The organism is Streptomyces sp. NPDC101152, from assembly GCF_044768275.1.
In the GTDB taxonomy this organism is placed as follows: Bacteria; Actinomycetota; Actinomycetes; order Streptomycetales; family Streptomycetaceae; genus Streptomyces.
The window spans coordinates 64993-85125 of record NZ_JBIWPO010000031.1; the positions used below are offsets into that span (position 1 = coordinate 64993).

At 71.4% G+C, this 20133-nt stretch carries 18 protein-coding genes; 5 read left to right on the plus strand and 13 right to left on the minus strand.

Annotation, left to right across the window (positions count from 1 at the left end; all coding sequences use genetic code 11):
- Positions 1-2: 2 nt before the first annotated feature.
- A complete protein-coding gene (locus tag ACIRVK_RS31315) occupies positions 3-665 on the minus strand; it encodes an NADPH-dependent F420 reductase (protein WP_404252991.1) in 663 nt (220 codons plus the stop codon).
- Between the two features lie 272 nt (positions 666-937).
- On the opposite strand from ACIRVK_RS31315, the gene ACIRVK_RS31320 reads away from it, so the two are divergent.
- Positions 938-1999 carry an alpha/beta hydrolase gene (locus ACIRVK_RS31320; RefSeq protein WP_404252993.1) on the plus strand — a complete coding sequence of 354 codons (1062 nt, stop codon included), beginning with the start codon at positions 938-940 and terminating at the stop codon, positions 1997-1999.
- A 62-nt stretch (positions 2000-2061) separates the two neighbouring features.
- On the opposite strand, the gene ACIRVK_RS31325 is transcribed toward ACIRVK_RS31320, so the two are convergent.
- Together ACIRVK_RS31325 and ACIRVK_RS31330 are read right to left on the minus strand one after the other, a co-directional pair.
- A complete protein-coding gene (locus ACIRVK_RS31325; RefSeq protein ID WP_404252995.1) occupies positions 2062-2274 on the minus strand; it encodes an EF-hand domain-containing protein in 213 nt (70 codons plus the stop codon).
- 59 nt (positions 2275-2333) lie between these two features.
- On the minus strand, positions 2334-3245 hold the full coding sequence (locus ACIRVK_RS31330; RefSeq protein WP_404252997.1) for a MerR family transcriptional regulator: 912 nt from the start codon (positions 3243-3245) through the stop codon (positions 2334-2336).
- A 49-nt stretch (positions 3246-3294) separates the two neighbouring features.
- Here ACIRVK_RS31330 and ACIRVK_RS31335 point away from each other — a divergent pair, with 49 nt between their 5' ends.
- Positions 3295-3945 carry a GNAT family N-acetyltransferase gene (locus tag ACIRVK_RS31335; RefSeq protein ID WP_404253000.1) on the plus strand — a complete coding sequence of 217 codons (651 nt, stop codon included), beginning with the start codon at positions 3295-3297 and terminating at the stop codon, positions 3943-3945.
- Here the strand turns inward: ACIRVK_RS31335 and ACIRVK_RS31340 are convergent.
- The 6 genes from ACIRVK_RS31340 to ACIRVK_RS31365 form a co-directional block, all read right to left on the minus strand.
- Complete coding sequence (locus ACIRVK_RS31340) at positions 3924-5102, minus strand: YncE family protein (RefSeq protein WP_404253002.1); 1179 nt, start codon at positions 5100-5102, stop codon at positions 3924-3926. The two genes, ACIRVK_RS31335 and ACIRVK_RS31340, sit on opposite strands and share 22 nt — an antisense overlap.
- Entirely contained in the window at positions 5102-5905 is an 804-nt protein-coding gene (locus tag ACIRVK_RS31345) for a polysaccharide deacetylase family protein (RefSeq protein ID WP_404253004.1), read from the minus strand. The genes ACIRVK_RS31340 and ACIRVK_RS31345 overlap by 1 nt, the downstream gene beginning before the upstream one ends.
- Positions 5906-6109: 204 nt before the next feature.
- Complete coding sequence (locus ACIRVK_RS31350; protein ID WP_404253006.1) at positions 6110-6613, minus strand: ATP-binding protein; 504 nt, start codon at positions 6611-6613, stop codon at positions 6110-6112.
- A 272-nt stretch (positions 6614-6885) separates the two neighbouring features.
- Positions 6886-7653 carry an enoyl-CoA hydratase/isomerase family protein gene (locus ACIRVK_RS31355; protein WP_404253008.1) on the minus strand — a complete coding sequence of 256 codons (768 nt, stop codon included), beginning with the start codon at positions 7651-7653 and terminating at the stop codon, positions 6886-6888.
- A gap of 75 nt (positions 7654-7728) precedes the next feature.
- A complete protein-coding gene (locus ACIRVK_RS31360; RefSeq protein ID WP_404253010.1) occupies positions 7729-8997 on the minus strand; it encodes an Ig-like domain-containing protein in 1269 nt (422 codons plus the stop codon).
- A gap of 123 nt (positions 8998-9120) precedes the next feature.
- The gene (locus tag ACIRVK_RS31365; RefSeq protein WP_404253012.1) at positions 9121-10326 is read right to left on the minus strand and encodes an Ig-like domain-containing protein; all 1206 of its coding nucleotides are present in this window, start codon (positions 10324-10326) and stop codon (positions 9121-9123) included.
- Between the two features lie 151 nt (positions 10327-10477).
- Between ACIRVK_RS31365 and glgX the strand changes: the two genes are divergently transcribed.
- Positions 10478-12712: a glycogen debranching protein GlgX gene (gene glgX / locus ACIRVK_RS31370; RefSeq protein ID WP_404253014.1), complete on the plus strand. Its 2235-nt coding sequence runs from the start codon at positions 10478-10480 to the stop codon at positions 12710-12712.
- A gap of 9 nt (positions 12713-12721) precedes the next feature.
- On the opposite strand, the gene ACIRVK_RS31375 is transcribed toward glgX, so the two are convergent.
- The 4 genes from ACIRVK_RS31375 to ACIRVK_RS31390 are packed head-to-tail and all read right to left on the minus strand — an operon-like array spanning position 12722 to position 16288.
- The gene (locus tag ACIRVK_RS31375; RefSeq protein ID WP_404253016.1) at positions 12722-13357 is read right to left on the minus strand and encodes a response regulator; all 636 of its coding nucleotides are present in this window, start codon (positions 13355-13357) and stop codon (positions 12722-12724) included.
- The gene (locus ACIRVK_RS31380) at positions 13347-14615 is read right to left on the minus strand and encodes a sensor histidine kinase (protein WP_404253018.1); all 1269 of its coding nucleotides are present in this window, start codon (positions 14613-14615) and stop codon (positions 13347-13349) included. Before ACIRVK_RS31380 ends, ACIRVK_RS31375 begins: the two co-directional genes overlap by 11 nt.
- A 24-nt stretch (positions 14616-14639) precedes the next feature.
- Positions 14640-15374 carry an ABC transporter permease gene (locus ACIRVK_RS31385; protein ID WP_404253021.1) on the minus strand — a complete coding sequence of 245 codons (735 nt, stop codon included), beginning with the start codon at positions 15372-15374 and terminating at the stop codon, positions 14640-14642.
- Positions 15371-16288, minus strand: a complete 918-nt coding sequence (locus ACIRVK_RS31390) for an ATP-binding cassette domain-containing protein (RefSeq protein WP_404253023.1) — start codon at positions 16286-16288, stop codon at positions 15371-15373. Before ACIRVK_RS31390 ends, ACIRVK_RS31385 begins: the two co-directional genes overlap by 4 nt.
- A 206-nt stretch (positions 16289-16494) precedes the next feature.
- Between ACIRVK_RS31390 and ACIRVK_RS31395 the strand changes: the two genes are divergently transcribed.
- Both ACIRVK_RS31395 and ACIRVK_RS31400 read left to right on the plus strand, forming a co-directional pair.
- The gene (locus ACIRVK_RS31395; RefSeq protein ID WP_404253025.1) at positions 16495-18276 is read left to right on the plus strand and encodes an ABC transporter ATP-binding protein; all 1782 of its coding nucleotides are present in this window, start codon (positions 16495-16497) and stop codon (positions 18274-18276) included.
- On the plus strand, positions 18273-20132 hold the full coding sequence (locus ACIRVK_RS31400; RefSeq protein ID WP_404253027.1) for an ABC transporter ATP-binding protein: 1860 nt from the start codon (positions 18273-18275) through the stop codon (positions 20130-20132). The genes ACIRVK_RS31395 and ACIRVK_RS31400 overlap by 4 nt, the downstream gene beginning before the upstream one ends.
- Position 20133 lies beyond the last annotated feature (1 nt).

A 20133-nucleotide genomic window follows, 5' to 3' on the forward strand; every position in this document is an offset into this window, starting at 1 on the left:
GCTCAGCCTCGGAAGTCCGCGGGGCGCTCCGGGGACGCCTCCGCGAGCGCCTTCGTCACGCCGTCGACACCCTCGCGCAGCCCGTACACCGGGGTGCCCGGCTGCTGGCGCCAGGAGTCGTCGAGGCCGCCGGCGTCGACCGTGTCGAAGCCGAGCTCGTCGATCAGCGCGCGCACCTTGCGCTTGGCCGCCTCGTCGTCGCCGGCCACGGGGAGGGCCATGCGGTCGGGGTCGCCGGCCGGGCGGTGGCGTTCGAGCAGGTCGGCCGCGTAGGTGCCGTTGAACGCCTTGATGACGGGCTGGCCGAGGTGGCGCTCGGTCCAGCGGCTCTCGGTGAGGCCCCCGTCCTCGATCGCGGCGATCCGGCCGTCCCGCTGCTGCGGGTAGTAGTTGCCGGTGTCGACCACCGCGACGCCCTCCGCGGCCCCGGCGAGCAGCCCGGAGGGGAGGTTCGGTACGGCCTTCAGCGGGACGGTGACGACGACGACCTCCGCGCCGCGGGCGGCCTCCTCGACGGGGACCGGGGTGGCGCCGGTCTCCTCGGCCAGTTCGGTGAGGGTCTGCGGACCGCGGGAGTTGGCGACGGCGACGTCGTGCCCGAGGGCGGTGAGCCGCCGGGTGAGGTTGCCGCCGATGTTGCCCGCGCCGATGATGCCGATCTTCATGACAGACCTTTCGTGATCGATGCGCACGCATACGTCTGGGGGGCGTCAACCCGAGGGAGTCCGGGACTATTCCGAGTGTCGACCGAACGGATGAGGGCAGGTTCCTGGCACCGACGCGGTGATCACTTTCCCCAGCCCGTCCCGGTCGGCCGGAACCGGTGATCGCCGAGTCCCCTCTTCCCCAGTAGCAGGTATGTGTGGGCGTTGTGGGACGCTACGGCGGGTATCGCCCGCTTCGTCCCCGCCCAGTGGTCCAGAAAGGTGGTCGGCGCGTGTCCCTCACCGGAACGTCGTTCTTCGTCACCCTCATCGTCGCGACGGCCGTGGCGATGATCGGCACGATCGCCCTGTGGACCAGAATCCGCGGCCCCAGGCCGGTGCGCTGGCTGGCGCACGCCGTGATGATCGGCCTGTGCCAGCTCACCGCGATCGGTGTCGTGGCCACCTGGATCAACAACAGCTACGGCCTGTACGCGTCCTGGGACGACCTCATGGGCACCACGCACAACGCCAACGCGATCGCGATGCCGGGACCCCCCGTACAGCGCGCGAAGTTCAACCACAGCACCAAGGGCGGCGTCCTGGACACCTACTTCCACGGCCGCAAGTCCGCCCTGTCCGGGCAGGTGCTGGTGTGGACGCCGCCCCAGTACGACAACCCGGCCTACCGGCACAAGCGGTTCCCGGTCGTGATGCTGCTGCACGGCGTGCCCGGCTCCCCCCAGTCCTGGCTCGAACACGGCGGCATGCCGGGCGCCTACTCGGACCTGCTGAACCAGAACAAGGCGCACCCCTTCATCCTGGTGATGCCCGTGGTCAACCCCGGCAGTGTGGACACCGACTGCACCGACCTGCCCAACCGCAAGGTCGCGACCTGGATGTCGGTGGACGTCCCGGACCTGATCAGCCACAAGTTCCGCACCCTGCGCGGTCCTTCCGGCTGGGGCCTGATGGGCTTCTCGACCGGCGGCTTCTGCGCCGCCCGGCTGCCCCTGCAGTACCCGAAGGTCTTCGGCGCGGGTGCCGCCCTCGACCCCGACCCGCTGACCGGCGACAAGTCGGTCCTGACGAACCCGACCGTGCGCCGTGTCAACAGCCCGACCTACCTGGTGCGGCACACCAAGGCGCACGTCAGCCTGTTCCTCGCCACCTCGCGCGAGGACCGGGCCAGCCCGGTCTCCTACATCACGCAGTTCCAGGCGGCCGCGGCCAACTCCCCGGTCACCGTCCGTACGCTGTTCCTGCCGACCGGCGGCCACAACTACAACACCTGGTCCGCGGAGTACCCACCGGCCTTCGCCTGGCTCAGCCAGTGGCTCTCCGCCCCGCGCTGACCCGGATCGACGGGGAAGGGGCGCCGCCGGTCGATCGACCGGCGGCGCCCCTTCGTCGCACGCTACTTGTTCAGGTGCGCCCAGAACTCGTCGAACGACAGCACCTTGTCACCGTTCAGGTCACGCGACTTGATGATCGCCTCGGCGACCGTCTCGGTGACGTTCCAGTCGCCCCCCTGGGCGAGGGCGGTCTTGAACTCGGCGGCGGTGATGAACCCGTCGCCGTCGGTGTCGATCCGCTGGAACTCCTTGCGCGCTTCTTCGATGTCCGCCACCGATCCGCCCCTTTGTGTCGCGTCTGATCTGTCTTACCGGCGTTCTGCCGCAGGTCAGACTAACGGCCCGGCCAAGCCGTGAGTGCGGCGACCACCCAGCCGAACTCCTCCTGGAACCTCGGGGGCTCCGGCTCCCCCTTGATGACGGCGGCCAACTCCCGGTAGCGGGCCACCTCGTTGCCCATGTCGATGCGGCGCAGCACCTGCGCGCGGTCCGTGCCCTCCCCGAACACCTCGGTGAGCACCGCGTCCGCCTCCGGCGACTCGGGCGCCACGCCCCGTTCCCGTGCCGCGCCGACCAGGTCCACCATCCGGCGGATGAACCACATCGAGGTGCCCGACGGCGTGTCCGGGCCGCGGTCCGCCGCGTTGAACTCGATCATCCTGCGCATCGCCGCCCGGAAGTCCGGGTTCTGCAGCAGTTCGGCGAGCTCCACCCAGGCGTCGACCTGCTCCGGGGTGGGGTCGTCCGGCAGGTGCACGCCGATCGTCCGGGTCCGCTCCCGGATCCAGGGGTCCGCCGTGTCCAGCCCGTGGAAGACCTCCTCCACGAAGTCGTCCACGATCCGCTGCCGTTCCGCCGCCGACAGCCGCGCCAGTTTGTTCATCAGGGTCGTCTCCTCCGCACTCGAACCACGTCGTGCCACGGTCGACAGCACCGCACGGGTCACCCGCAGCGAACGGATCTGCGCGTCCAGCGCGACCACGTGCGCCGCCGCGACCTGAGCCACGGTCCGCTCCCCGGCCAGCACCCTGCGCACGTCGGCCAGGCCGAGGCCCAGCTCGCGCAGGGTGCGGATCAGCTCCAGGCGGGCGGCGGACTCGGCGTCGTAGAGCCGGTAGCCGCCCGTGGAGCGGGTCACCGGGGTCAGGACGCCCTCGTCGGACCAGTAGCGGATGGTGCGCACGGTCAGCCCGGTGGACCGCGCCAGCTCACCGATGGTGAGAAGTCCGGTGCCGTCATCGATCATGTCTGCGAGTGTGGGCCTTCCAGTGGGTGGAGACTCAAGGAGCGCCGTCATGGAGACGTTGCGGGACATCCTCGACGCGGCGGCGCACGGTGCCTTCCCGCCGGCCGACGGCACCACGACCGTCGTACCGCAGGCATGTGCGCGGGACGCCGGTGTCCTCGCCTTCACCGCGCACGCCGTCGTGTTCACCGACGAGGACCCCGCGTGGGTGTACGACGCCCTGCGGGCCGCCGACTGCGACGCGCTCGCCGCGCCCATGAACCCCCGGTTCCTGGCGGCGTTCGTCGAGCGGACGGGGCGCACGGCCGAGACCGTCGACGCGATGCTGGTCGGCGCCCCGCTGCCGGGTGACCCGCCGATCGAGCTGACCGAGATCGAGGACGGCTCGCACCCGCGGATCGTGTACGCGCGCGGCAGGCGCGACGACGTGCGCGCGTGGTCGGCCGACGGCGGGGTGCTGGTGACCGGGCGCGGCATCGCCGGCCGCCTCGAGGTCTCGGTCGAGGTCGACGAGGCGGTACGGCACCGGGGGCTCGGCCGGTCGCTGGTGACCGCGGCCCGGCAGCTGGCCGACGAGCCGCTGTGGGCCCAGGTCGCGCCGGGGAACGCCCGCAGCATGCGGACGTTCCAGGCGGCCGGCTACCGACCGGTGGGCGCGGAGGCGCTGCTGCTGCGCCGTCAGCGGAAGATGCCGGTGTGACCGAGCGAGTAGCGGCCCGGCTGGGGATACACGGCGAGGCCGTGCGGGCCGCTGCCGACCGGGATGCGGGCCAGTTCGTGACCGGTGCGGGTGTCGATGGCGTACACCTCGGAGTTGTAGCGGCCGGACAGCCACAGGACCTTGCCGTCGGCGGAGACGCCGCCCATGTCGGGGCTGCCGCCGCCCGGCAGGTGCCACTTCTCGACGACCTTGTTCTGCGCGAAGTCGAAGACGGAGATGCTGCCCTCGCCCCGGTTTGAGATGTACATGTCGCGCGAGTCGCGGCTGATGTAGAGGCCGTGCGCGCCCTTGCCGGTGCGCAGGAGGGTCGGCTGGGCGAAGGTGTCGCCGTCGAGGATCCACACCCCGTCGGCCATCATGTCGGCGATGTAGAACCGCTTGCCGTCGGGCGAGATCTTGACGTCCTGCGGCATCGAGCCGTGGAACGGCAGTTTCTGCTGCCCGATCACCTTCATGTGCTCCGTGTCGACCTTCAGCAGCTCGCCGCTGAACTCGCACGAGACGATGAAGTAGCGGCCGTCCGTGGAGAAGTCGGCGTGGTTGACGCCGTAGCAGCTGACCGGGACGGTCTTGGCCGTCTTCATGGTGTGCGCGTCGCGGAAGACGAGCTCGCGGTCGAGGGAGGCCATCACGATGGCGTACTTGCCGTTGGGCGTGAAGTAGAGGTTGTACGGGTCGTGCACGTCGACCGGGGCGCCGGCCTTGCCGGTGCGCGGGTCGATGGGGGTGAGGGTGTTGCCCCGGTCGTTGTTGACCCACAGGGTCTTCAGGTCCCAGGACGGCACGACGTGCTGGGGCTGCACGCCGACCGGGATGGTCTCGATGACCTTGTACGTCTTCGGGTCGATGACCGAGACGGTGTTGGAGTTGGTGTTGGGGACGTACACCCGGGACGGGAAGTCCTTGACGACCGGAGAGAGCTGATTGGGGCGGTCGGCGGCGTAGACGTCCTGCGGGTCGAGCACCGGGGGCATGCCGGGCAGCCCCTGGACGGCGGCATTCTGCTGCGAGGAGGTGACCGGCGCCTTGCTGGCGTGCGCCTCCTTCTTGTGCCCGCTCGAGCCCGAGCTGCAGGCGGCCAGGGCGGCGAGGGCGACGGTCGCGACGAGAGCGTGTGCAATTCGGGTGCGCTGCATCAGCTGAACAACTCCGTGGTGGTCACCGCGGAGAGGCCGCGGCGGGCGAGTTCTTCCAGTACGGCGGGGAGGGCAGTGACCGTGTCCGGGTACCCGAAATGCATGCTCACCACGGACCCGTTGCGCACCTCGCCCATGATCTTGCCGGTGATGGCGGTGGCGCCGGGCCTCGTGTAGTCGAGGGAGTCGACGTCGTAGGACAGGACGTGCGGATAACCGGCGTCGCCGGCCAGGCGGGTGACGAGCGGGGTGGCCTGCGGGGCGCGTGAGGGCCGGAACCAGGTGCCGATGGAGCCGGTCAGGCGGCGCAGCCGGTCGGCGCAGTCGGTGATCTCGGCGCGGGCGTCCGCCTCCGACATCGTGTCGATGCCCAGGTGGCGCTGGGTGTGGTTACCGAGGTCGTGGCCGCCCTGGAGGATGCGGCGGGCCATGTCCGGATACTGGTCCAGCCAGGTGCCAACGGCCAGCACGGTCAGGTGCGCGCCGTGCTTCTCGGCTTCCGTCAGCAGGGAGTGGGCGATGGCGGGGTCGCCCTGCCCGTGGAAGGTGAGGGCGACGCGGGGACGGTTGCGGGGGCCGTGGAGGAGTTGCGCGGGCTGGCCCGCGAAGCGGCGCGGGGAGGGGGCGGCGGCCGGCGTGGCGGCGGTCGCGGACTCGCTGGGTGAGGTGGACGGATGGGCGGAGGGGGTGGGATGTGCGACGGCACCGTGCGATGCACATCCGGCGGTCAGGGCACCTGCGGCGAGAAGCCCGGCACCCGTGCGCAGGGCCGTGCGGCGATCGGTCTCAGTCACCTGCACCATTTAAGAGCCGCCGGGTAAGAAAAGCGCCCATTGACCCGAACGGGGGAGGGGATTCGGGTCGCGCTTCGGCCAAGTGACCGACCGCGGGACGGCGACTCCGGCCCATGGCGGCCCACGATCCCGCCAACGGTCCAAGAAACCCGGCCAACGTCCCGCGACCTCGCAGCTCGGTTCAGTGCCCCGGCCAGCGGTCCGCGACGTCGGCTAGCGGTCGGCGACCCGCATCTCGAACCACGTCGTCTTCCCACGGGGCAGCAGGTCCACGCCCCAGCGGTCGGAGAGCTTGTCCACCAGGAACAGGCCGCGCCCGCTGACGTCCAGGTCCTGGACCGGCATCAGACAGGGCAGCCCCCGCGAGGGGTCGCGGACCTCGACGCGGATCCACCCCCGGCGGCGCCGCATCCGCAGGCCGAACACGCGGGCGCCGGTGTGCCGGACGGCGTTGCCCACCAGCTCCGAGACCAGCAGGACCGCGTCCTCCGTCATCTTCGGGGTCAGTCCCCACTGACGCAGGACCACGACCTGGGCGAGCCGGCGGGCGGTGGCGGCGGACTCGGGGCGGGAGGGGAGCGGGACCTCGGCCTCCGTCGGGTTGCCGAACAACTCCAGTGCCTTGAGCGCCCGTTCGTCCTCGACCGCGGGCGACCAGCGCGCCGCGGTCGCACGGCCATGTCCCCGCGGCTGTTCCATGCCCTCCAGCCCCGCCATGCCCCCATCATGGCCGCCCGCGGCACCCTCCGTGGCCGTTCCGGAGGAATACACCCCCCGGAATCCACCATTCCGAACAGGCCGGTTGACATATGACAAAGGCATTTCAGCACCCTTGACAGCCTGCATGAGCTGCGGCGAATGCCCCTTTGGTGGCAATCGACGGGCTCCCTCGACAAGCCAGACTTAAGGTTGCCTTAAGGCTCCCATAAACCGCCCCATCGAGGGACCCGGATCAGACGCGCCGTCGATGACAAGAGCCGCGAGGGCCCTCAGAGGAACTTGGCCTTGCCCGGCCCCTCCTCCACGAAGCTCCGCATGCCGCGCTCGCGGTCCTCGGTGGCGAACAGGCCCGCGAACCAGTTGCGTTCCACCGCGAGACCCGTCTCGAGGTCCGTCTCAAGCCCGGTGTCGACGGCCTCCTTGGCGGCCCGGAGCGCGAGCGCCGGCCCCTGCGCCAGCCTCGCCGCCCAGTCGTGCGCGGCGGTGTACACCTCGGCGGCCGGCACGACCCGGTCCACCAGACCGAGCGTCAGCGCCTCGTCCGCCTTGACCATACGGCCCGTGAAGATGAGGTCCTTGGCCTTGGACGGGCCGATCAGCCGGGACAGGCGCTGGGTGCCGCCGGCGCCCGGGATCAGGCCGAGCAGGATCTCCGGCTGGCCCAGTTTCGCGTTGTCCGCGGCGATCCGGTAGTCCGCGCACAGCGCCAGCTCGCAGCCGCCGCCGAGGGCGTACCCGGTGACCGCGGCCACCACCGGCTTGGGGATCCGGGCGACCGCCGTGAACGAGTCCTGCAGGGAACGGGCGCGCAGGACCATCGCCGTGTGGTCCATGGTCTGCATCTCCTTGATGTCCGCGCCCGCCGCGAACACCTTCTCCCCGCCGTAGACGATCACGGCCCGTACGTCCTCGCGCCGGGTCGCCTCCTCGGCGAGTTCCTTCAGCCGGTCCTGCGTGGCGACGTCGAGCGCGTTCATGGGCGGACGGTCCAGCCGGATGGTGCCGACACCTTCGGCGACTTCGAGATTCACGGTCATGAAAGCAGGCTAACGGGCACTAACAAGACGGCCCCGGTGCGGTACCTCACACCGGGGCCGTACGTCAGTGGACCTCTACGACTTCCAGGTGGACCACGGCATGTTCCAGCCGTTGAGGCCGTTGGCCGGGTCGACCGTGTGGTCGTCGGAGTTCTTCACCGTCACCACGTCGCCGACGATGGAGTGGTCGAAGAACCAGGCGCCCGGCAGCGAGCGGTCGTAGCCGCCGCGCTCGTCCTCGAGGCCGATGCAGCCGTGGCTGGCGTTGTAGTTGCCGAAGGCGTCGCCGCCCCAGTAGTTGCCGTGGGCGAAGGTGCCGGAGTCGGTCAGGCGCATGGCGTCCGGGACGTCCTTGATGTCGTACTCGCCGCCGTAGCCGACCGTGTCGCCGTTCATCCGGGTCACCCGGAGCTTCTCGCTGATGACCATCTGGCCGTTCCAGGTGTCGTATCCGGGCTTGCCGGTGGTGACCGGCAGTGTCCTGACGACCTTGCCGTCCTGCATGACCTTCATGGTGTGCTTCTTGGCGTCGACGACCGAGACCTGGTTGCGGCCGATGGTGAAGTTCACGGTCTTGGACTGCTTGCCGTAGACGCCCGGACGGCCTTCCACGCCATCGAGGTTCAGGCTGACGGTGACCTTGGTGCCGGACTTCCAGTACTGCTCGGGACGGAAGTCGAGACGGTCGTTGCCGAACCAGTGGCCCTCGACGTCGACGGCCGGCTCGGTCTTGATCTTTATCGCCTTCTCGACGTCCTGGGGGTGCGTGATGCCCCGGGTGAAGCGGATCGAGAACGGCATCCCGACGCCGACGGTGGAGCCGTCCTCGGGGGTGAACTCACCGATGAAGGTGTTCTGCGGGGTGAGGGTGGTGAAGCTGGAGTCCTCGGCCGCCTGACGCCCCTCGGCGTCCTTGGCGACCGCGTGGACCGTGTACCTGGTGGACGCGGCCAGGTGCGTGGACGGCGTCCAGGAGGCGCCGCCGCCGGTGATGGAGCCCGATATCAGCCCGCCCTTGGCGTCCTTGACCTCCACCTGCGTCAACGTGCCCTTGCTCGCGGTGACCTTGAGGGCCCCGCTGGTGTCGACGGACGTCGCGCCGTTCTTCGGGGCGATGGCGACGACGGCCTCGGACTGCTTGCTCTGCGTGCTGTCCGCGTTCTTGCCCTTGCCGTCGCCTGAGGCGGCTCCGGCGCCCGAGCCGCCCCCTCCGCACGCGGTGGCGGCGAACACCAGGGCGCCGACTGTCAGCGCCAGCAGCCCCTTGCTCCCCCGGCCGCCGCCCCGGCCCGCTCTGCTCGCGCGTGCGTCAACCGACGCCCCCGATATCGGTCGCACGTTCAACTGGATCTCCCCTCCCGGGCCTGGTCAGGCCCCACCCCGGTGCGCCAGGCGAGCGCATTGGCGCATAGTAACCGCAGGGATTTGAGATTTTTGTCAGCCGAAGGTCACCGTTCTGTCGCAACATCAACTGCCCGCTTTCCACTCCTTCCACCCCATGTTCCATCCCCCGAGTCCGTTGTCGGGAGCGACCTTTTTGTCATTGCTGTGGACCACCTCGACCACGTCCCCGATCAGGCTGCGGTCGAAGAACCAGCCGGCCGGGGTGTCGGCCCCGCCGCCCTTGACGTCCCGGAGCCCCACGCACCCGTGGCTGATGTTGACGTGTCCGGGGGCCTCCGGCGCCCAGTAGTTGCCGTGCACGAAGGTGCCGGAGTCGGTCAGGCGCAGGGCGTGCGGGACGTCCGGGATGTCGTACTCGCCGCCGAAGCCGACCGTGCGGCTGTTCATGCGGGTGACCTCGAGCATCTCCATCACCACCATCTTCCCGTTGTAGGTGGTGTGCTGGGGCGAGCCGGCCGTGATCGGCACGGTCGCCATCAGCACGCCGTCCCGGCGCACCTCCATGGTGTGCCGGGCCGCGTCGACCAGGGAGACCTGGCTGCGGCCGACGGTGAAGGAGAACGTCTTGTACTGGATGCCGTAGACGCCGCGCGCTCCCTCGACGTCGCGCAGCCGCAGGTCGACGGTCACCTGGGTGCCGGGTGCCCAGTAGTTCTCGGGGCGGAAGTCGAGGCGGTCCTTGCCGAACCAGTGCGGGCGGATCTCGACGGCCGGGCGGGCGGTGACATGGATCGCGTGTTCGACGGCCGCGCGGTTGTCGATCTCCCGGTTGAACTGCAGGGAGACGATCATGCCGGTGCCGACGACGGAGCGGTTCTCCGGGGTGACGTAGCCGATGAAGCGCTCGTCGGGGACGTACGTGGTGAAGGTCGTGTGCCGGGCCGACCGGCGCCCCTGGCCGTCCAGCGCGACCGCGTCGACGGTGTACTTGGCGGCCAGCGCCAGCTTCGGGTCGTCGGGCTGCCAGCGCAGGCCGTCCTCGGAGATGTGGCCGGGCACCTGGATGTCCTGGGCGTCCTGGGACTCGACGACCTTCACCGACTCCAGGCGCCCGCTGGGCACCCGCACCAGCAGCCGCTGGTCGGCCCTGACGTCCTTGCTGCCGTCGTCCGGGACGACACGGATGACGTCCTCCGGGGCGGGGGGTTTGCCGAACATCCCGCCGATGCCGCCGCCGTGCGAAGTGCAGCCGGTCAGCAGTCCTGCCCATGTCAGTACGGCGGCCAGGGCGGCCCCCGCGCGCCGCGCGCGTCTGTTTGCATGCCTCACGGGCTGCCCAACGACCGCCCCGCCCCGGGGAAACGTGAGTGCGAGCCATGGTCTGGGCAGAACAACGGGGAGAACGGCGCGAGGGGGTGCCGTGGCCGGGACGCCGTACTCCCCTTTTCGCGTTGTTCCATGAGCCGTGGGAGGCGGACTGGTGTCCAGCGCAGCCGAGCAGGAGGCGGTGACGGAGGAGCGCGCCGCTCCGGCCGCCGCCGTGAACGGGGCACCGCGCAGGGTGCCCGGCGTGCCGGTGCGGCCAGGGGCGCCGACCCCGCTGGGGGCCAGGTTCCGGGTCGGTCCGGACGGGGTGGCGGGCACCAACTTCGCGTTGTGGGCGGGCGGGGCGGAGGCGGTGGAGCTGTGTCTGTTCGACGAGGGCGGCCGGGAGAGCCGCGCGCGGCTTACCGAGCTGACGCACGAGATCTGGCACGGCTTCGTGCCGGGCGTGCTGCCCGGGCAGCGGTACGGCTACCGGGTGCACGGCCGCTGGGACCCGTGGACCGGCGGCCGCTGGAACCCGGCGAAGCTGCTCCTCGACCCGTACGCGCGCGCGGTGGACGGCGACTTCGGCCTGCCGCCGGAGGTGTACGGCCACGTCCGCGACTGGCCGCAGCAGCAGGTCGCCGACACCGTCCGCGACGACCGGGACTCGGCGCCGTACGTCCCCAAGGGCGTCGTCGTCCACGATGACGACGACTGGTCCGACGACCGCCGGCCGAAGACCCCGTGGGCGGACTCCGTCATCTACGAACTGCACGTGCGGGGCTTCACCAAGCTGCACCCGGGCATCCCGGAGGACCTGCGCGGCACGTACGCCGGTCTCGCGCACCCGGCGGCGATCGAGCACCTGGTGAAGCTGGGCGTCACGGCCGTCGAGCTGCTGCCCGTGCACCAGTTCGCCCACGAGGACCACCTCCTGCGCCGGGGCCTGAAGAACTACTGGGGCTACAACTCCATCGGCTACTTCGCCCCGCACGCCGGGTTCGCCGCATCCGGCACCACGGGACAGCAGGTCGGCGAGTTCAAGCGGATGGTGCGGGCGCTGCACGCGGCCGGCATCGAGGTGATCCTGGACGTCGTCTACAACCACACGGCGGAGGCGGGCGAGCTGGGCCCGACGCTCTCCCTGAAGGGCATCGACAACCGCGGCTACTACCGCCTCCAGTCGGACGCGCGGCGCTACGCCGACTACACGGGCTGCGGCAACACCCTGCACGTGGTCCAGCCGCACGTCCTGCGCCTGATCACCGACTCGCTGCGCTACTGGGTGACGGAGATGGGCGTGGACGGCTTCCGCTTCGACCTGGCGGCGGCGCTGGCCCGCTCGATGCACGACGTCGACATGCTCTCCCCGTTCCTCGCGGTGATCGCGCAGGACCCGGTGCTGCGGCGCGTGAAGCTGATCGCCGAGCCGTGGGACGTGGGCTCGGGCGGCTACCAGGTCGGCGCGTTCCCCCCGCTGTGGACGGAGTGGAACGACCGGTACCGCAACGCCGTACGGGACTTCTGGCGGGGCGCGCTGCCCGATGTGCGGGACCTGGGCTACCGCCTGTCCGGCTCCAGCGACCTGTACGCCTGGGGCGGCCGCCGCCCCTACGCCTCGGTCAACTTCGTCACCGCGCACGACGGCTTCACCCTGCGCGACCTGGTGTCCTACGAGCGCAAGCACAACGAGGCCAACGGGGAGGGCAATCGGGACGGCACGGACGACAACCGGGCCTGGAACTGCGGGGCGGAGGGCGAGACGGAAGACGAGCGGGTCCGCGGGCTCAGGCGCCGCCAGCTGCGCAACCTGCTGACCACCCTGTTGCTGTCGACGGGCGTGCCGATGCTGGTCGCCGGTGACGAACTCGGCCGCACGCAGCGGGGCAACAACAACGCCTACTGCCAGGACAACGAAATCAGCTGGCTGGACTGGGAGTTGCTGGACCAGCCCGGCTGGCGGGCGCTGTTCGACCTGACCTCCCGGCTGATCGCCCTGCGCCACCGGCATCCGGTGCTGCGCCGCCGCGCCTTCTTCTCGGGCCGCGCCCACTCGGCGGACGGACTGCGCGACCTCGCCTGGTTCACCTCACGCGGCACGGAGATGACGGAACGCGACTGGTACGCGCCCGCCGGCACGCTCGGCATGTATCTGTCCGGACGGGACATCCCGGGCCGCGACGAGCACGGCGACCCCATCCTCGACGACAGCTTCCTCGCCGTCCTGCACGCGGGCGACCGGCCCGTGAGCTTCCTCCTGCCCGGGCCGCCGTGGGCGGACCGGTACGAGGTGGTCGTCGACACGTCGGGGGAGAACCAGGCGGAGGATCCGGGGGTGGAGCACCGGGCGGGGACGGTGATCACGGTGCCGGCGCGGGCGGTCCTGCTGCTGAAGGTGGCCGGGTGAAGCGGAGAACTAGCCAAGGATCCCGCGCTGGTACGCCGTGGCGACCGCCGCCGCGCGGTCGCTGACGCCCAACTTGGCGTACAGATGGGTGAGATGGGTCTTCACCGTCGCCTCGCTGATGAACAGCTCGCGGGCGATCTCTCGGTTGGAGGTGCCCCTGGCGACGAGGGCCAGGACCTCGCGCTCGCGGGTGGAGAGCGGCTCGTTGCCGGGCGCGCGGACGGCGGAGACCAGGCGGGAGGCGACCGCCGGGGACAGCACCGTACGGCCGTCCGCCGCCGCCCGGACCGCTGTGAACAGCTCGTCGCGCGGGGCGTCCTTGAGGAGGTAGCCCGTCGCGCCGGCCTCGATCGCGGGCAGCGTGTCGGAGTCGGTGTCGTACGTGGTCAGCACCAGGACCTTGGCGCGGGCGCCGCGCCGGGTCAGCTCGCGGATGGCGTCCACTCCCCCGCCGCCCGGCATGCGCAGGTCCATCAGGACGACGTCGGGGTCGAGTTCCGCCGTACGGTCCACGGCTTCGACGCCGTTGGACGCCTCGCCGAGGACGGTGAAGCCGGGCGCGGAGTCGAACATGCCGCGCAGACCGTCCCGGACGACCGGGTGGTCGTCGACGATCAGCAGGGTCACGGGCTGGTCACTGGTCATGGCGGACCAACGGTACGCGAGCGGACAGCGCCGTGCCGTGCCCCGGTTCGGACTCGACGGTCAGGGTGCCGGCGATGCGTTCGGCGCGGGCGCGCATGCCGTCGAGGCCGAAGCCGCCGGTGTGCGTGCGGGCGGGGACGGCGAGGGGGTCGAAGCCGGTGCCGTCGTCGCGGATGTCGAGGATGACCTCGTCGACGAGGAAGGAGAGGGTGACGCCGACCCGGGAGGCGCGGGCGTGCCGGGCGGCGTTGGACAACGCCTCCTGGACGATCCGCAGGAGGGTGGCTGCGACCTCCTCGTGGAGCTGTTCCGCGGTGCCGGTGACGGTGAACTCGGCGCGTGTGCCGGTCCGTTCGCCCCATTCGGTGACGGTCTTCTTCAGCGCCTCGGGCAGTCCGTCGTTCTCCAGCGCCACCGGCGCGAGGTTGTGCACGGAGCGGCGGGCCTCGCCGAGGCTGTGCCGGGCGAGTTCCATCGCGCGGCCTAGGTGCTCCCGGACCGGCTCGGGCTCCGGGGTGTTCGCGACGACCTGGAGCTGGGCGATGATGCCGGTCAGGCCCTGGGCGATGGTGTCGTGGATCTCCGCGGCGAGCCGTCGGCGCTCGTCCGCGACCCCCGCTTCCCGTGCCTGGACGAGGAGTTGGGCGTGAAGGGCGGCGTTCTCGTCGAGCGCCTGCTGCAACGCGGCGTTGGTGCGCTCGAGTTCGGCGATGGTCTCGCCACGTTCCTGGGAGCGCTGGCTCTCCTGTGTGGTGAGGTGGGCGACGACCATCTGCAGGCCGGAGTTGGCGACCACGAGCGCGGCGAAGACGATCCACTGGGCCCCGCTGCGGAAGGGCATCCCGCCGGCCTGCGCCCCGGCCACGGTGACGGCGCTGGCGAACAGGCCGAGCCGCTGCCGCCTGCTGCCCCGGATCGTCTCGTCGGCGTCCATGTAGCCGCTCGCCGCGTAGAAGGCGAAGAACGGGTTGAGCCAGGTGAGGGCGAAGGCGAGGGCCCACCGCACGACGTAGTACGCCGTGCCGGCCCGGGACGGGGTGCGGCCCCGGCCGGGCAGGCGCAGGCGGTGGCCGTGCCACCACAGCTGGAGCGCGACCGCGGTGGCGACCAGGGCCCAGCCGGTGTACCACTTCGCCGGATGGGTGTGCGGGTCGGAGGTGGCGAGCGCGGGGGCCAGACCGATGGCGAGCAGTCCGTACGGCCCCCAGGTGTGCAGCTGTTCCCAGCGCCGCTCGATCTGCCGGTCCCTCGCGGTCATGTCGCCAGTCTGCACGGCCTCCCCCTACTCCCAGCGGAACCAGCGGCCGGCCGCACCCGTCAGCAGCAGGATCCACGCCACCAGCACGCCCAGGTGACCCCACCCCGGCCAGTGCCCGGCCGCCGCCTGGTTCAGCGCCTGCGCGGCCGCCCCGAAGGGGGTGTACCCGACGATCCTGCCCATCAGATGCGGCATGGACTGCACCGGGAGCCAGACTCCGGCGCAGAACATCGACGGGAAGAACACGGCCGACCCGATCGCTCCCGCGATCTTCGTCGTACGGGACAGCGCCGACACCACCGATCCGAGAGCGAGGGCGACCAGGACGGCCAGGAGCAGGGCGAGGAGGTAGCCGAAGGCCTGCCGCGGCAGCCGCACGTCGAACGCGAGCCGTCCGACGGCGAGCGCGAGCAGCGCCGACGCCACGGCGGCGGCGCCGTACACCACCATCTGCGCGGACAGCAGGGCGGACGGGCGGACCGGTGTGGTGGCCATCCGGCGCAGGATGCCGCGCTCCCGGTAGCCGGTGAGGGTCTGCGGCATGGACTGCAGGCCCCCGACGATCAGACCGAGCAGGACGGCCACCGGGACGTAGACGTCGATGGTGCGCAGTCCGCCGAGGTCGCTGTGGTGCTCCCGGAACCCGGGGATGGAGCCGAGGATCACCAGCAGCAGGGTCGGGAAGAGCAGGATCCAGAAGATCGCGCCGGGTTCGCGGCCAAAGAGGCGGACCTCGGTCCGCAGGACGGCGGTGCTCATGACGCTGCCTCCTTCGTGTCGGCCTCGGTCAGGTCGAGGAAGGCGTCGTCGAGCGTGGCGTCCACGACGCGGAGTTGGTGGGCGGTGACGCGGTGGCGGGCGAGGAGGGTGATGACGGCGTTGACCGTCTCGTCGGTGCCGGCCAGCGTGATCCGGCCGTCCCGGTGCTCGACGGACGCCAGCCCGGGGAGGGCCTGGAGGTCACGGTCGTCCAGCGGGGCGGACGGGGTGAAGCTGATGACGGTGGCGCCCGCCGAGCGGCGGATCAGCCCGGCCGGGGTGTCCAGGGCGGCCACCCGGCCCTGGTCGATGACGGCGATGCGGTCGCACAGCCGCTGGGCCTCCTCCATGAAGTGGGTGACCAGCAGGACCGTCACCCCGCTCGCCCGCACGTCCTCGATGAGCTGCCAGGTGTCCCGGCGGGCGCGTGGGTCGAGGCCGGTGGTGAGTTCGTCGAGGACGACGACACGCGGGTTGCCGATCAACGCCAGCGCGATGAACAGGCGCTGCTTCTGGCCGCCGGACAGCTTGGCGAACCGGGTGGCCAGCTTCGGGGTGAGCCCGAGGCGTTCGGCGAGCGGCGCCCAGTCGAGCGGGCTCGGATAGAAGGAGGCGTACAGTTCCAGCGCCTCGCGGACGGTGAGTTTGGGCTGCAGTTCGCTTTGCTGCAGTTGGGCGCCGAGCACGCGGGCCACGCGCGCGTGGTCGGCGACGGGGTCGAGGCCGGTGACGCGGACCCGGCCGGCGTCGGGGACGCGCAGGCCCTCGACGCACTCGACGGTGGTGGTCTTGCCGGCGCCGTTCGGGCCGAGGATCCCGAAGATCTCGCCCTCCTCGACGGCGAAGGAGACGCCGTCGACGACGGTCCGGCCGCCGTAGGACTTGCGCAGTTCGCTGACTTCGATGACGGACATGGCATCAGGTTCGCGGTCGGCGGCCCGCCCCCACATCGGCCGTCGCGCTCGAAGCCGCATCAACCGATCGGCTGATGCCCGCGTAAGACCCCCCTCGCCCCTCCTGTACGACCCCTCGAACGCCCAGGTCGTAGGACCTGCGGCCGATCCCGGTCCGGCCAAAACTCGGTGGGCGTTGTCAGTGCCGGTCCGTAGGCTCAGCCCTGATGACGACGACACGTGCAACCACCAAGGACCGGTCGGCCGTACGAACCCTGCTGCGCCTGTGGCCGTATGTCCGGCCCGTGCGGGTACGGCTGTTCACCGCGGCGTTCGTCGCGATCGTCGCCTCCTGTGCGGGCCTCGTCATCCCGCTGGTCCTGAAGTGGATGGTGGACGGGCCGGTCGCCGACCGGGACCCGGCGGGCGTGTGGCTCGGAGCGCTGTACCTGCTGCTGCTCGGCATCGGGGAGGCGGTGCTGTTCGGCCTGCGGCGGTGGCTGGTGGCCCGTCCGCTGTCGAGCGTGGAGGCGGGTATGCGGGCGGATCTGTACCGGCATCTGCAGCGGCTGCCGGTCGCCTTCCACGACCGCTGGGCCTCGGGCCAGCTGCTGTCGCGGGGCACCACGGACCTGATGCTGCTGCGCATGTTCCTCGCCTTCCCGCTGACGTTCCTGCTGGTCAACAGCGTGACGATCGTGATCGGCGTGGTCATCATGGTGCTCCAGGACTGGACCCTGGGCCTGGTGATCCTCGGCCCCGCGCTGCCCGTGATGGTCATGTGCGTGGTCTTCGAGAAGCGGTACGCCGAGGTCGCCCGGCTCGCGCAGGACCAGGTCGGCGATCTGACGACCGTCGTCGAGGAGAGCGTGCTCGGCATCCGCATCATCAAGGGCTTCGGCCGGCACCGCAGCCAGGCGCGGGCCTTCCGGGAGCTGACGCGGACCCTGCGGGGGACGGAGCTGCGCAAGGCGGGGCTGCTGGCTACGATCTGGGCGGTCATCGTGACCCTGCCGGAGGTCGCGATCGGTGCGGCGCTGGTGGTGGGCGCGGTGCAGGTGGCCGACGGCTCGCTGACCGCGGGCACCCTGGTCGCGTTCCTGTCGACGGCGCTGGCCCTGCGCTGGCCGGTGGAGTCGATCGGCTTCCTGCTGGCGATGAGCCAGGAGGCGGCGACGGCGACGGAGCGGTACTTCGAGGTGATGGACGAGCAGCCGGAGGACCGGACCGTCGGTACGGCCTCGCAGGTCGCCGGGGAACGGGGGCTGCGCTTCCAGGACGTCCGGTTCCGCTACCCGGACGCGCCCGCGGACTCCCCACCCGTCCTCGACCGCGTCGACCTGCACATCCGCCCCGGTGAGTCCATGGCCCTGGTCGGCGCCACCGGAAGCGGCAAGACGACCCTCACCGCGCTCGTGCCCCGGCTCCACGAGGTGACGTCCGGCCGTATCACGCTGGACGGCGAGGACATCACCGCCATGTCCCGTGAGCGACTGCGCGCCAAGGTGGCCGTCGCCTTCGAGGAGCCCACCCTGTTCTCGGCGAGCGTCGGGGAGAACGTGCTGATGGGCGCCGACGACAGCGCGGGCGCGGCCGAGCTGGACCGCGCGCTCGCCGTCGCGCAGGCGGACTTCGCGCACGCCCTCCCGCAGGGCACGGACACGCAGGTCGGCGAGCAGGGCCTCAGTCTGTCCGGCGGCCAGCGGCAGCGGCTGGCGCTCGCGCGGGCGGTCGTCGGCACACCCGGGTTCCTCGTCCTGGACGACCCGCTGTCGGCCCTGGACGTGCACACGGAGGCCGCCGTGGAGGCCGCCCTGCGGGACGTGCTCGCGGACACGACCGCGCTGATCGTGGCGCACCGCCCGTCCACGGTCCTGCTCGCGGACCGGGTCGCCCTGCTGTCCGGGGGCCGCATCGCCGCCGTCGGCACGCACCACGAACTGCTGCGCACCAACGCGGAGTACGCCCACCTGATGTCCGGCACCGAGGAAGCGGAGGACCATCGATGACGGCCCCGACGACATCCGTCCCCGCCGCCGACGACGAACCGGACCTGCCCCGCCGCAAGGACGCCGGCGACCCCTTCGACCGGGACGTCCTGCCCACGCCGCCGGGCGCCACCGGCGCGCTGCTGCGCTCCCTGCTCGCGCCGATGAAGGCCCGCGTCGCCTTCACCAGCTTCCTCCTGCTGCTGCAGCAGGCGGCGGTGCAGGCGGGCCCGCTGCTGGTGGCGTACGCGATCGACACCGCCGTACCGGCGTTCCGGCGCGCCGACCACGGCCCGCTGATCGCGGTGGGAGCCGCCTACCTGCTGTCCGCGCTGGTCTCCGGCGGGCTGCAGTACGCGTTCGTCATCGCCTCCACCCGGGTCAGCCAGGACGTGCTCCTCGACCTGCGCGGCCGGATCTTCCGGCACGCCCAGGCGCTCAGCGTCGACTTCCACGAGCGCTACACGAGCGGCCGCCTGATCTCCCGCTCCACCACGGACGTGGAGTCGCTGCGGGAGCTGCTGAACGAGGGCCTGCAGGAGCTGGTGACGGTCATCCTGTCCTTCGTCTACATCTCGGCCATGCTGCTCTGGCTGGACCTGGGCCTCGGCGCGGTCGCGGTGGTGTCCTTCGTGCCGCTGTACCTCCTCGTGCGGGTCTACCAGCGCCGTGCGGTGCGGGTGTACCGGCTGCGGTCCACCGCCATCGCGGCCGTCATCGTGAAGTTCGTCGAGACGATGAACGGCATCCGCCCGGTGCGCGCGTTCCGCCGCGAGGCCGCCAACGACGCCGAGTTCCGGGAGCTGAACCGGCGGCACCAGAAGGTCAACGGCGACGCACTCCTGGAGATGGCCCGCTATGTCGTGGGCTCCCGGCTGGTCGCCAACACGGCCGTCGCGGCGATCGTCCTGTGGGGCGCCTACCGGGTCGCGGGCGGCTCGCTGGAACTGGGCGTGCTGGCCGCCGCGGTGCTCTACCTGCGCCGCCTGTACGACCCGATCGACCGGCTCGGCATGTTCCTGAACTCCTACCAGTCGGCGGCGGCCTCCCTGGAGAAGATCGCCGGTCTGCTCGCCCAGACCCCGTCCGTGCCCGCGCCGTCCCAGCCCCGGGAACTGCCGCCCCGGGAGGGCGAGCACCCCGGCCGGGAGGTCGTCTTCGACGGCGTCCGCTTCGGCTACCGCACCGGCGGCGAGGTCCTGCCCCGCTTCGACCTGACCCTGCCCGCCGGGCAGACGGTCGCGGTCGTCGGCTCGACCGGCGCCGGCAAGTCCACGCTGGCCAAGCTGCTCGCCCGCTTCTACGACCCCTCCGCGGGGCGGGTGCTCCTGGACGGCGTCGACCTGCGCGACCTGTCCGTGCCGGAACTGCGGCGCGGGGTGGTGATGGTGACGCAGGAGGCGTTCCTGTTCTCCGGCACGGTCGCCGAGAACATCGCCATCGGGCGGCCGGAGGCCACCCGGGAGGAGATCGAGCGGGCCGCGAAGGCGATCGGCGCGCACGAGTTCATCAGCTCCCTGCCCGACGGCTACGACACGGACGTGCGCAAGCGCGGCGGGCGGATCTCGGCCGGCCAGCGCCAACTGGTGGCCTTCGCCCGCGCCCTGCTCGCCGACCCGGCCGTGCTGATCCTCGACGAGGCGACCAGCTCGCTCGACATCCCGGGTGAACGGGCCGTGCAGCGCGCCATGCTGACGGTCCTGCGGGGCCGTACGGCCGTGGTCATCGCCCACCGCCTTTCGACGGTGGAGATCGCGGACCGGGTGCTGGTCATGGAGCACGGCCGGATCGTCGAGGACGGCAGCCCGGCCGAACTCGTCGCCGGGACCGGCCGGTTCGCCGACCTCCACCGGGCGTGGCGGGACAGTCTGGCGTGAG

What these genes read in the sequence shown, in the direction of transcription:
- ACIRVK_RS31315 (WP_404252991.1), bottom strand. Translation starts at nt 665, where the DNA reads ATGAAGATCGGCATCATCGGCGCGGGCAACATCGGCGGCAACCTCACC.
- ACIRVK_RS31330 (WP_404252997.1), bottom strand. Translation starts at nt 3,245, where the DNA reads ATGATCGATGACGGCACCGGACTTCTCACCATCGGTGAGCTGGCGCGG.
- ACIRVK_RS31335 (WP_404253000.1), top strand. Translation starts at nt 3,295, where the DNA reads ATGGAGACGTTGCGGGACATCCTCGACGCGGCGGCGCACGGTGCCTTC.
- ACIRVK_RS31340 (WP_404253002.1), bottom strand. Translation starts at nt 5,102, where the DNA reads ATGCAGCGCACCCGAATTGCACACGCTCTCGTCGCGACCGTCGCCCTC.
- ACIRVK_RS31345 (WP_404253004.1), bottom strand. Translation starts at nt 5,905, where the DNA reads ATGGTGCAGGTGACTGAGACCGATCGCCGCACGGCCCTGCGCACGGGT.
- ACIRVK_RS31350 (WP_404253006.1), bottom strand. Translation starts at nt 6,613, where the DNA reads ATGGCGGGGCTGGAGGGCATGGAACAGCCGCGGGGACATGGCCGTGCG.
- ACIRVK_RS31355 (WP_404253008.1), bottom strand. Translation starts at nt 7,653, where the DNA reads ATGACCGTGAATCTCGAAGTCGCCGAAGGTGTCGGCACCATCCGGCTG.
- ACIRVK_RS31375 (WP_404253016.1), bottom strand. Translation starts at nt 13,357, where the DNA reads ATGACCAGTGACCAGCCCGTGACCCTGCTGATCGTCGACGACCACCCG.
- ACIRVK_RS31380 (WP_404253018.1), bottom strand. Translation starts at nt 14,615, where the DNA reads ATGACCGCGAGGGACCGGCAGATCGAGCGGCGCTGGGAACAGCTGCAC.
- ACIRVK_RS31385 (WP_404253021.1), bottom strand. Translation starts at nt 15,374, where the DNA reads ATGAGCACCGCCGTCCTGCGGACCGAGGTCCGCCTCTTTGGCCGCGAA.
- ACIRVK_RS31390 (WP_404253023.1), bottom strand. Translation starts at nt 16,288, where the DNA reads ATGTCCGTCATCGAAGTCAGCGAACTGCGCAAGTCCTACGGCGGCCGG.
- ACIRVK_RS31395 (WP_404253025.1), top strand. Translation starts at nt 16,495, where the DNA reads ATGACGACGACACGTGCAACCACCAAGGACCGGTCGGCCGTACGAACC.
- ACIRVK_RS31400 (WP_404253027.1), top strand. Translation starts at nt 18,273, where the DNA reads ATGACGGCCCCGACGACATCCGTCCCCGCCGCCGACGACGAACCGGAC.